We start from the raw sequence: 10,461 nt of genomic DNA, 5'->3' as shown, positions 1-10,461 counted from the left end.
ATGCCCCGCCGAAACCCTCCGGCGGGGCATTTCCATGCCCGGCCCGTTGTCACCGAAACCGACGCCGACATCGGCAAATAACGCGACGAGTAACACCTGTTCGATGCACTGCCGCCCGCCATCAAGGGACGTATCCGTGTTCTGGCGGTCAACGCCCCGTATGTCCCCACCGGCGCCATAGATTCCATGCCGCACGAGGCACGCGAGCACGAACCGTTGTTGTCGCTCGACGGCGGCGCTGACGGACTCGAGTTCCACCGCCGCGTCGCTGCGGAGGCCAGCGGATGGCTGCGACCGGGCGGGAATCTCATCATCGAAACCAGCGAGCGGCAGGCCCCAGGGACGTCGTCGATCCTGGCGCATGCGGGCTTCGCGGTGAGGACTGTCCGCTCGGAAGAACTGGACGGCACCGTCGTCGTCGGACGCGCCCGACCACAGTAGAGCGGCGGGCTGGCAGGTACCTATTCCCGCACGGCGGCTGCCCGTTTGCGTTGCCGTGTCGCCTATTCCTGCTGCGGTGGGGGTGGTGGTTTGAAGTAGTGGTTTTGTTGGGGTTTTTGGGTGGGGTCGATGTGGCGTGGGGGTGTGAACCAGGGGACGCCGTTGCGGGTGTGGATGGTCCATTGTTCTTTGTGGATGAGGTGGTGGTGATGGGAGCAGAGGAGCGCGCCGTTGCCGACGTTGGTGGGGCCGTGGTGTGACCAGTACGTGATGTGGTGGGCTTCGCACCAGGGGGCTGGGATCGTGCAGTTGGGGAAGGTGCAGCCTTGGTCGCGGGCGGTGAGGGCGAGGCGTTGGGCGGGGGTGAAGAGCCGGGTTTTGCGGCCGAGGTCCAGAATTTCGCCGCTGGTGCCGAGTAGGACGGGGATGATGTCGGCGTCGCAGGCGAGTTTGCGGAGGGTGGTTGCCGCGACGGGCCCGGTGAACGTGAAGCTGCCCGTGCCCGTGCCCGTTCCAGTGCCATTACCGCTGTTCTCTGTGCCTGTTCCTGCCGCCAATCCGTCGCCAGTGCCGTAGCCGATGTCGCCGGTGGCTGTGGCCGGGTTGGGGAGGAGGTCTTGGTAGTTGATGGTGGCGAGGATTTGGGGGCGGTTCCCGCCGGTGGTGGGCAGCAAGTTGGTGCTCAGGGCGGCCTTGAGGGCGCCGATGATGCCGTCGAGTTGTTTCTGGGAGCGGGTGCGCCGGTCCAGATCCAGGTCTGTGTCCTGCCAGACGTTGTTGCCCTGGCCGGTGTCGGGAATGCCGGTCCCGGACCCGGCTTCTGTGCCCGTGGAGGTGCTGGTCCCTGTGCCGGTGGTGGTGCGGGGGTTGGTGGCGGCGTTCATGATGGTGGCGAGGTGTTCGTATTGGTCGGTGGTGGCGAAGATTTCGAGGTGGTGGAGGCCGTGGCGGGGTTTGCGGATGAACGCGCCTTGGGTGTGGCGGAGTGCTTCTTCGGTGGGTTCGGTGCCGTCGGCGTCGAGGGTGTCGGCCCAGCGGCGGGCGACGCGGGCGAGGAAGTCAGGGTCCACGGTGGCGGCGGTGTGGGTGAGGTCGTGTTCGATCCGGTCCAGGTTCTCCGGGGTGGTGTGGTGCTTGAGGCGGTCCAGGGTGGCGCTGATGATGGTCCCGGCGCGGGAGGAGACCACGGGCCCGGCCCCTGGCACGGCCTGAAACGGGGTTACGGCGTCGTCGTCGGCGCTGGTCTCTGTCGAGCTGCTGGTGGCGCCGGCAGGGGTGAGGGCTGCGGCGAGGTGTTCCCTCATTGGAGCTACGGGGTCCCCGGTGAGGGTGGTGGCAGGCAGGATGCTGTGGGCGAGATGGATGCGGCGCTGGGCTTCACTGCGCCCGATCCGGAGCCGGAGGCGCAGGAATTCGGCCGTGTTCTTGCAGCCGTCATCGGCCGGTGACCGCGGAACAGTCCGGGTGCTCCCGGTGGCGGTCCCGGGGTTTCCGGCGGTGGTACCGGCAGGCCAGGCGGCGTCGGTTTCGTTCAGGGTTTCGGTGCCGATGTCCCAGCCGGCGATCCATGACCGGGTGGTGCGGGCGGCTGCGGCGGCGGTGATGGCCTGGGTGCGGGTGCGGGTGCGGTCCACGGCGCCTGCGGCGAGGATCTGGAGGTAGTCCACGGTCCGGGAGAGGTCCTCAACCAGTCCGGCGAAATCGGCGGCCTCGACGTAGCCGGCCATCGCCAGCGTCCCGGGAGCCGAGGCCGCGGCAGCGTTCACTGCGTTGATCACCGCAGCCAGCCCGGCGTCGGCAGTCAGAACGGCGGTGCCGCCGTCGTCCGCGAGTTGATCCCCGAAAGCTTCCATAGGAACACTCTGCCGTGGGGGTGCGACATTTTGGCCGCTGTCGAATATCTCAGTGTTAGAAGCGCCCCCTACAGCCGAACAGGCGAGCGTCAGCACGGTGGTGCCGCCGTCGTCGTCCGCGAGCTGATCCCCGAGAGCTTCCATAGGAATACTCTGCCAAGGGGGTACGACATTAATGCCCGTACTGCGGCCGTCGCCCCAAAAGGCCGCAAACCCGGTTACGGCCAGTCGGTTGCGCCGGTCGGCGGATACGCGGACGATGATTCCATGAGCGGAAAGTCCATGAGCGGAAAGCAAACTCCAAACCGACGCCGGACCTGGATCATCGCTGCGGCGGCCGTTGCAGCGGTAGGACTGGTGATTGGGCTTGTGCTGTTCAAGCCCTGGCTTCTCTTTGTGGACGTGAAGGTGGATGAACAGCTTCCCATCGTGGCCAGCGGTCCCGCGCAAGCACAACCGACTCCGCCTACACCCCTGGCGCCGACTCCGACACCCATGCCTGCAGGCCCGGTGCAGCTTGCTGTGGGTACGCTGATCAGCCATGAACACGCCACCACGGGAACTGTCCGGATCGTACAGCAGCCTGACGGCGCCAGGCTGCTCACGCTCGAAAACCTGGATACGTCCAATGGTCCGGATGTGCACGTCTGGTTAAGTGCCGCTCATGTGGTGGACGGGACGGCCGGGTGGTTCACCGCCGGCTCCGCTGATTACTACGACCTAGGCCTGATCAAGGGAAATCAGGGCAATCAGGTTTACCAGATTCCCGCCGACGTTGATCTGTCGAAGTACCCGTCAGTTGACCTGTGGTGCGTTCAGTTCAGCGTGTCGTTCGGTGCTGCCGAGCTGGTCACCTGAGCCGGCATGTGGCCATGACCTGAAACGCGGCTGGCCGCCGCGTCCCCCAAGGAGCGCGGCGGCCAGCAACGACCATTTTTAGCACAATTTCAACGTGGCTTCCGTGTCACACGGCGAATCCTGCGTAACGTCCCGGCAACGATCCCGGATCATTCCCGTCGGGGGTCAACGTTCGTTGCTGCACCGGCAGCAGTGGCGCCGCCTTCACCGGACCAGTCCTGGCCCTGGGTGTCATTAAGGGCGGGGTCGGACTCAACGTCCGATGTCCCCAGGTTCACCGTTTCCGGGTGCGTGCTGTGGGCGGGAACGTGATCGCCCTCCGCAGTACTGCCGGCCGCAGCGCTGCCAACCGCAGCGGTGCCGGAGGCACCCACGGAGGTGCCGGCGTCGGACGTTTTGGACTTGCTGGTGCCGGACGCGGCGTCGTGGTGGACGGCGGAGCTGATGACTGTGCCCGCCCGGCGCGCGGCCTCACCGAGCTGGTCTGCCACCTCGGGAGCCTTCTCCTTGATGGCCTCCGTGGCGGCACTGACCTTGTCCTGGACCGGCTTGCTGTCCCAGATGTTCGCCGCCCTGGCCTTGAGCTTGTCGTACGCTGCCCGGCCGGACCGCGATCCCAGGACGTAGCCGGCCGCGATGCCGATACCTAAAAGTAGTTTTGATTTCATAGTGAACTCCTGCTCGTTGAGAAGGTGTCAGTCCCCGATCCGCGTGGCCGGGGGAAAGAAAACCGGCCCCGGGATATTGTCCCAGGGCCGGTATTCATGCCGGTGACGAAGTTAGCTGCGGACGCTGCGCTTCGTGATCATGCCGTAAACCAGCAGCACGATGATCGAGCCGGCGATCGCGAGCAGCCAGGTCTGCAGCGAGAAGAACTCCTGCAGGCCGGTACCGAAAATCATTCCGCCAAGCCAGCCGCCGAGGAACGCACCGACGACGCCCAGGATGAGGGTGATGATCCAGCCGCCACCCTGCTTGCCTGGAAGGATTGCCTTAGCGATCGCGCCGGCAATAAGGCCAAGAATCAAAAATGCAAAGAAACCCATTTTGTCGTTCCTTCTTCCTACATCAGGGAGGCGCCCGGATCCCGGGCGCGCTTCATCCCTCTGCCCCAATACTAATCATGCTTACTTTCTTTTCGCCACTCTAAATCTCCGCGGAAAGCCTGTTCGGGCCCTCTCAGTGCCCTGTTGCGTCCGAATCGTTACCGGCGCCGGGCCCGTCGTCCAGGATGGCAAGTTCCGCGAGATCCTGCCGATCCAGGGAGAAATCGAAGATGTCCAGGTTTTCCTGCATCCGCTCGGGATTTCCCGATTTTGGAATGACTACAAGTCCCTTCTCAATATGCCAGCGCAGCACCAGTTGAGCCGGGGTCTTGTCGTATTTTTCGCCGAGCTGCGCAAGGAGGGGAGCGGTCAGCAGGCTTGCCCCCGACCCGCCCAGCGGGCTGTACGATTCGGTGACAATTCCATGCCCGGCATTGAACTCCCGTTCCGCCTCGCGGGTGATCGCGGGGCTCAGCTGGATCTGGTTTACCGCAGGCACAACGTCGGTTTCGGCCAGCAGCCGTTCCAGGTGTGCCGGTTTGAAGTTGGAGACGCCGATGGACCGGACTTTGCCCTCCGCCTGCAGCCGCTCGAACGTTTTCCACGTCGAGACGAAATCATCACGTCCAGGGAGCGGCCAGTGGATCAGCAGCAGGTCCACGTAGTCCAGCCCCAGACGGGTCAGCGACCCCTCCAAGCCCGCCACCGCGCGGTCCTGGCCCTGGAATTCGCCGTCCAGCTTGGTAGTGACGAAAATTTTGCTCCGGTTCACCCCGCTGGCGCGGATGCCGTTCCCAACACCTTCCTCATTGCCGTATTTCACTGCCGTATCGATGTGCCGGTACCCGGCTTCCAGGGCATGTACGACGGCGGCAGTCACCTGTTCGTCGTCCAGCGGCCAGGTGCCGAGCCCCAGTTGCGGGATGCCGTGGCCGTCATTGAGCGTGATGAGCGGTGAGAGAGTCATTTCAACAGTCTGCCGTGCTTTCGCGTTCCTAGCCTTCGAATGCCCGGAGAATATTTCCGGCCTGGTAGTCGAGTACTGTTCGTGCCACGTCGGATACCTGATCGGGCTTCTTTTGCTGGTCCAGGAATTCCACAAAGCGCTGGATGGCCTGTGCCGCCTGGGAGGCATCGCCGTCGTCCACTGCCTTTGCCGCCTCCTGCACACCCGCTGCCAGCTGCTTCGCGACCGGGCCCGCCACGTCGCCGGACTCAACCAGGTCCTCCACAGCCTGCTGGAGGGCTTTCACACTGCCCGGAAGCCAGGCCGCGCGCAGCGGCACATTTCCGAAGTGCATGTTCGAGGCCAGATAGTAGTCCGTGTAAGACGGCTGGTTGTACGTGGTGTTCTGCCTGGCCACCTCGGCGCGGTACTGCGGGTCGTGCATGAGTGTGTAGAGCTTGTGGTTGGTCGCTTCGGTGCTTGTCGGCCGTCCGGACCAGCATCTCCTCACGCCAGTCACCCACGACGTCTGCAACGAGGCTCGGGGTGCCTTTGGTGCCGTTGTTGGTCCGGGTGTCCGTGGCGGTGAGCAGCCTGCCGCGCTTCCAGTCGTCAATGGTGGGGGTCTGGTCGCCGGAGCCGCTGATGATCTGTGTTGTCATGTCCGCAGCCCATTTGATGCTCATGTTGGTGCCCGGACTGGTGGCGGAAAGCTTGTCGCCGTCAGCCGACTGCATGCCAATGGCCCAGTTCTCGATGCCGGGGACGGCCGGATCCACGTCGCCGATCATGCCGCGGCCGGTGTCCTTCCCGGAGTAGGTGCCAAACAGTACCTCGCCGGTGGCGGCGTCGCGCATTGCGTAGCCGTAGGGGGCGTACGTGCCGCCTTCATGCACCGTGAAGATCTCCTTGCCGGGGGCGGGCCGGATCAATGTCCGTGACGTGCATGGCGTAGTCGCCCCACATCAGGCCGTCGTCGTGCCTGCCGGGCTCATACGCTACCGTCTTCAGTTCCTTGCCCGTGGCGCCTTCAAAGACGGTGAGGTATTCCGGGCCGGAAACGATGAAGCCCTCAAAGGCCCGCAGGGTGTTCCGGGCGCTTCGGGCCGGCGCATAGACATCCATGAAGTAGTCCGTTACCGCTTCGGCATCTGTCCGGGACAGCGGGTACTGGTACTGCGGGGCGATGCCGAACGCTTCTTCCAGGGTGGCGGGCCAGTTGCCGGCCTTCACCTCGGGGTGGTCGCTCCAGCCCATGAACGTGTCCACCATGTGCTCGTAGTAGTCGGCGGCGCTCATCCGGTAATCGTCGGAGTTGGCGTAGCCTGCGTCGAGGTCCTTCTGCAGCAGCGAGATGAAGGATTCTGCGGCCACCGAGCCGTCCGGGTTGTAGGAGATGGTCTTGGTGCCCGGGGCTGTCTTGAACATCATTTCGGAGCGGCCGTCGCCGTCGAAGTCGTTCACCAGCATCTGGGGGTAGTGGGCGCCGGACCGGATGTTGACGCCCAGGTCGATCCGGTGGAGCAGCGTGCCGTCGGCCTTGTAGGTGTCCACGTAGGTGTTGCCCGTGTAGCCCACCTGGGAGACGTCCTTGGAGTTGTTTGGATCCCACTTGACCACGAACTCGTACTGGCCATCGCCGTCGACGTCTCCCACCGAAGCATCGTTCGCCGAGTAGGTGTACGCCTGGCCGGCGGGCGTCACGCCGTCGGCGGGCTTCTTCAGCGGGATGTCCTTGAAGTTGCCGCCCCACGAGGTGGCTGTGGCGCTTCGGTCCAGTTCAACGCCGCCGACGACGGCACACACGTCATATGCCGACGACGCGGTTCCGCCGGCATCAAGGTGGTTCGTGCTGTCCGTGGCTGTTGCGAGCTTCCGGCAGTCGCGGTACACATTGAAGTCGGTGCCGGTGAGGCCTGTGGCGGACGAGCCCGTTGCCTCGTGGCCCTGGAGGCGCCAGCTCAGGAAGACGCCCTCGGATGTGCCGGCAGCAACCAGCCCGCGGTCCAGATAATCCAGCTGTACGCCCGCCGTGGCGGGCTTCGCGGAAGGCCCGACGGCGGCTGCCGGGGTGGTGAGGCACCCCACGGTCAAGGCAAGGCCAGCAGCTGCGGCCACCAAAAAACGGCGCACAGATATCCTGCTCGGATTCATCAGTGAATCCTTTCAATTTTGGATTGGGAAAACGCTTCCCCAGTAACTTGGTGGGGGTGTGCGCCACAAATCAACCCTTGCACCCGGTGGGAATTCCGAGTATTTAGAACGTTGTAAATGGCTTGGCCGGGCGGATTCCCGGATGACCTGTTCAGGGTGGGGCGGCCTCGGGCCTGCCCCCAATCAGCCTTCCGCGTCGCCCTCTTCCCCGGGCTCCCAGCGCAGCAGGTCCCCGGGCTGGCAGTCGAGGACGTCGCACAGCGCCTCAAGCGTGGTGAAGCGCACGGCTTTGGCGCGGCCATTCTTGAGGACCGCCAGGTTGGCCGGAGTGATCCCGATCCGGTCGGCGAGCTCACCCACGGGCATCTTTCGCCTGGCCAGCATCACATCGATGTCAACAACGATCGGCATCAGATCACCTCGCCCAGCTCGGCACGCAGGGTGTTCGCCTCGGCGTCGCGGGCCACGGCCTGGGCCAGCAGCGCCCGGAGTACGAGCACGATCAGGGCCACTCCTGCGATCAGCAGCGATGCCCCGCAGATCAGCAGCACAACGCCGGGGGCGGCGTCACCCGGCGCGAGCATCACGGCAAGCGCGAACACCAACACGGACGCGGCCGCAACGGCCCAGAAGATGACGTCCACGTACCGGAAGGCGGCGTGGGAGAACACTGTTCCGCGCCGCACCATCGTCAGCAGGCGCCAAACGCACACCAGCGTGACCTGTACGGCGGCGATACCCAGGACCACAATCACGAGGGCCAGAATGCGCACGCCCGGGTCGGTGCCGGATTCCTCCAGGTCGATGGACAGCAGCGGCACCATCCAGACCTGGACAAAGAGTGAACAGACAAGTACTTGGCAAGGACCTGGCAAGCACTTGGCAGGGCCCGGCAAGGGGCCTCGGTTCAAGACCGCGGCCCTGAGTGCGCTCCCGCCCGGTTGCTCCACGCCGAGGCCGACAAACCGCGCCGCGCCACGGCATGTCGGCGGGTGGGCCAACAGCAACTGGGCAGGAGCGCTCGGGCCATCCGGGTTGCCGCCGGCGCCAAGGGATGCGGCCGCACCGTCAGTCAGCCGCCCTTCGCGCCCACCTGATCAGCCGATCACTCAGATCCATAAACGACTGGTCCACCACCTGAAGTTCCGGGTGGCTGTCATGCCAGTCAACGATCTCCCGGGTCCCGTCCGCGAACGGGATGGTGGCGGCAAAGCCAGGCACCAGGGCTTTGATCTTGGCGTTGTCGAACACCACCGAGTGGGCGCGGTCGCCCAGGAGGCTTGGCCCCAGGTGGGGGCTGTGCGCGGCGCTGTGGGCGGAGATGGTTTCCGAAGATATGTGGACCAGCTCCGGTTCGGCAACCCCGGCCGCCCGCGCAAACAGGCCGTAGATCTGGTTCCAGGGCAGGGACTCATCCGAGGTGATGGTGTAGCTCTCGCCCACTGTCTGCGGCCTGCCGAGCAGTCCCACGAAGGCCTTCGCGAAGTCCCTGGCATGCGTCACGGTCCAGAGCGACGTGCCATCGCCGTGCACCATGACGGGCTGGCCGGTGCGCATCCGGTGGATGTCTGTCCAGCCGCCCACGAGGCCCACCCTCGTGCGGTCGTACGTATGTGAGGGACGCACCACGGTGACCGGAAAGTCATCTGACCGGTAGGCCTCGAACAAGAGGTCCTCGCACGCGATCTTGTCCCGTGAATACTGCCAGAACGGATTTTTCAGCGGAGTGGATTCCAGGATCGGCAGCCGGGTGGGCGGCTTCTGGTAGGCCGACGCCGTGCTGATGAACAAGTACTGGCCGGTCCGGCCGCGGAACACTTCCATACTGGAGCGCGCCTGATCTGGAGTGAAGGCAATAAAGTCCGCAACGGCGTCGAACTCCCTGCCCTGCAGCACCGCCCGCACAGCGTCCTGGTCTCGGATGTCCGCGTGCAGGACCTCCGCGCCATCCGGTACCGGCTTACCTGATTGGCCGCGGTTGAGGATGGTCACCCGGTGTCCCAATACGACGGCGCGTTCCGCCGCTGCGGCGCTGATCACCCCGGTGCCGCCTAGGAAGAGGATGTTCCGTGGTGCCACGGTGTCGGCCGCGGAATCCAATGGATTCACCATGCGTAGTCTTCCGGTGCCGGCCGGTGGCCCGGGAAGATGTCGTCGAGCCGCTTGAGCGCGTCGGCGTCAAGCGTGACCTCCAACGCCCGGATGCCGGCGTCGAGCTGTTCCTGCGTGCGCGGCCCCACGATCGGTGCGGTGACAGCAGGCTGGTGAAGCAGCCACGCGAGCGCAATGTCGCCGGGTTCGTGCCCCAGCCCGTCCGCGAGATCCTCGAACTGCTGGATCTGGTCCCGGTGCTGCTTGAGCGTTTCTGCGGCGCGCCCTTCGGTGCGCCGGACGCCCGCGCGTTCCTTCTTCAGGACGCCGCCCAGCAGCCCGCCCTGGAGCGGCGACCACGGGATCAGGCCCAGGCCGTACTGCTGTGCGGCGGGGATGACCTCCAGCTCCACCTCGCGGCGGAACAGGTTGTAGATGGACTGCTCGCTGACCAGCCCGGTGTAGTTCCGGCGGCGGGCGGCTTCCTGTGCCTGAGCGATGTGCCAGCCCGCGAAGTTGCTGCTGCCCGAGTAGAGGATCTTGCCCTGCTGGACGGCCACTTCGATGGCCTGCCAGATCTCGTCCCAGGGTGTGTCCCTGTCTATGTGATGGAACTGGTACACGTCGATGTAGTCCGTCTGGAGGCGCTTCAGGCTGGCGTCCAGGGCGCGCCGGATGTTCAGCGCGGACAGCTTGGACTCGTTGGGGCGGTCAGTCATGGTGCCGTACAGCTTGGTGGCCAGGACGGTCCGTTCGCGGCGCTCGCCGCCCTTCGCGAACCAGCGGCCAATGATTTCCTCGGTCCAGCCCCGGTGCCCGCTGCCGCCATAGACGTTGGCTGTGTCGAAGAAGTTGATGCCGGCGTCCAGGGCGGAATCCATGATGTGGTGCGCGTCAGCCTCGTCGGTGTGCGGGCCGAAGTTCATGGTGCCCAGGCAAAGCCGGGAAACTTTCAGGCCCGAACGGCCCAGGTGCGTGTACTGCATACGGAGGGATCCTTCGCTGGTGGTTGGACGTGGCGGAACCCGGTGACCGAGCCCGCCGTAATCGGTGCCGGCAGGCTCGGTCAGCG

At 65.2% G+C, this 10,461-nt stretch carries 10 protein-coding genes and 1 pseudogene; 1 reads left to right on the top strand and 10 read right to left on the bottom strand.

All coding sequences use genetic code 11. The features are described 5' to 3' along the window. Both ACVWY0_RS08040 and ACVWY0_RS08035 read right to left on the bottom strand, forming a co-directional pair. The coding region (locus ACVWY0_RS08040; RefSeq protein ID WP_485836213.1) for a hypothetical protein at positions 1 to 363 on the bottom strand (363 nt) is incomplete at its 3' end. A gap of 140 nt (positions 364 to 503) precedes the next feature. Continuing rightward, the gene (locus tag ACVWY0_RS08035; protein WP_485836212.1) at positions 504 to 2,294 is read right to left on the bottom strand and encodes an HNH endonuclease signature motif containing protein; all 1,791 of its coding nucleotides are present in this window, start codon (positions 2,292 to 2,294) and stop codon (positions 504 to 506) included. Positions 2,295 to 2,576: 282 nt separating this feature from the next. Between ACVWY0_RS08035 and ACVWY0_RS08030 the strand changes: the two genes are divergently transcribed. Then, positions 2,577 to 3,152, top strand: coding sequence for a DM13 domain-containing protein (locus ACVWY0_RS08030; RefSeq protein ID WP_485836211.1), 576 nt, complete (start codon positions 2,577 to 2,579; stop codon positions 3,150 to 3,152). A gap of 149 nt (positions 3,153 to 3,301) precedes the next feature. Here ACVWY0_RS08030 and ACVWY0_RS08025 read toward each other — a convergent pair whose 3' ends face one another. The 8 genes and pseudogenes from ACVWY0_RS08025 to ACVWY0_RS07990 form a co-directional block, all read right to left on the bottom strand. Next, the gene (locus ACVWY0_RS08025; protein WP_485836210.1) at positions 3,302 to 3,820 is read right to left on the bottom strand and encodes a hypothetical protein; all 519 of its coding nucleotides are present in this window, start codon (positions 3,818 to 3,820) and stop codon (positions 3,302 to 3,304) included. Between the two features lie 111 nt (positions 3,821 to 3,931). After that, entirely contained in the window at positions 3,932 to 4,198 is a 267-nt protein-coding gene (locus ACVWY0_RS08020) for a GlsB/YeaQ/YmgE family stress response membrane protein (RefSeq protein ID WP_248763117.1), read from the bottom strand. Between the two features lie 133 nt (positions 4,199 to 4,331). Next, the gene (locus ACVWY0_RS08015; protein WP_485836209.1) at positions 4,332 to 5,165 is read right to left on the bottom strand and encodes an aldo/keto reductase; all 834 of its coding nucleotides are present in this window, start codon (positions 5,163 to 5,165) and stop codon (positions 4,332 to 4,334) included. Positions 5,166 to 5,193: 28 nt separating this feature from the next. Beyond that, positions 5,194 to 7,298: pseudogene (locus tag ACVWY0_RS08010) on the bottom strand (rhamnogalacturonan lyase family protein). Positions 7,299 to 7,481: 183 nt separating this feature from the next. Beyond that, entirely contained in the window at positions 7,482 to 7,709 is a 228-nt protein-coding gene (locus ACVWY0_RS08005) for a helix-turn-helix domain-containing protein (protein WP_485836208.1), read from the bottom strand. Further along, complete coding sequence (locus ACVWY0_RS08000) at positions 7,709 to 8,122, bottom strand: DUF2975 domain-containing protein (RefSeq protein WP_485836207.1); 414 nt, start codon at positions 8,120 to 8,122, stop codon at positions 7,709 to 7,711. The genes ACVWY0_RS08005 and ACVWY0_RS08000 overlap by 1 nt, the downstream gene beginning before the upstream one ends. A 244-nt stretch (positions 8,123 to 8,366) precedes the next feature. After that, on the bottom strand, positions 8,367 to 9,410 hold the full coding sequence (locus ACVWY0_RS07995; RefSeq protein WP_485836206.1) for an SDR family oxidoreductase: 1,044 nt from the start codon (positions 9,408 to 9,410) through the stop codon (positions 8,367 to 8,369). Next, positions 9,404 to 10,375: an aldo/keto reductase gene (locus tag ACVWY0_RS07990; RefSeq protein WP_485836205.1), complete on the bottom strand. Its 972-nt coding sequence runs from the start codon at positions 10,373 to 10,375 to the stop codon at positions 9,404 to 9,406. The genes ACVWY0_RS07995 and ACVWY0_RS07990 overlap by 7 nt, the downstream gene beginning before the upstream one ends. Positions 10,376 to 10,461: the final 86 nt, after the last annotated feature.

This window comes from Arthrobacter sp. UYNi723 (assembly GCF_054057635.1).
This window is presented reverse-complemented; position numbering and strand designations above follow the sequence as displayed.

Bases quoted from the DNA above. Each gene is read 5' to 3' on its own strand.
- ACVWY0_RS08035 (WP_485836212.1), bottom strand. From the start codon at position 2,294: ATGGAAGCTTTCGGGGATCAACTCGCGGACGACGGCGGCACCGCCGTT.
- ACVWY0_RS08030 (WP_485836211.1), top strand. From the start codon at position 2,577: ATGAGCGGAAAGCAAACTCCAAACCGACGCCGGACCTGGATCATCGCT.
- ACVWY0_RS08025 (WP_485836210.1), bottom strand. From the start codon at position 3,820: ATGAAATCAAAACTACTTTTAGGTATCGGCATCGCGGCCGGCTACGTC.
- ACVWY0_RS08020 (WP_248763117.1), bottom strand. From the start codon at position 4,198: ATGGGTTTCTTTGCATTTTTGATTCTTGGCCTTATTGCCGGCGCGATC.
- ACVWY0_RS08015 (WP_485836209.1), bottom strand. From the start codon at position 5,165: ATGACTCTCTCACCGCTCATCACGCTCAATGACGGCCACGGCATCCCG.
- ACVWY0_RS08005 (WP_485836208.1), bottom strand. From the start codon at position 7,709: ATGCCGATCGTTGTTGACATCGATGTGATGCTGGCCAGGCGAAAGATG.
- ACVWY0_RS08000 (WP_485836207.1), bottom strand. From the start codon at position 8,122: ATGGTGCCGCTGCTGTCCATCGACCTGGAGGAATCCGGCACCGACCCG.
- ACVWY0_RS07995 (WP_485836206.1), bottom strand. From the start codon at position 9,410: ATGGTGAATCCATTGGATTCCGCGGCCGACACCGTGGCACCACGGAAC.
- ACVWY0_RS07990 (WP_485836205.1), bottom strand. From the start codon at position 10,375: ATGCAGTACACGCACCTGGGCCGTTCGGGCCTGAAAGTTTCCCGGCTT.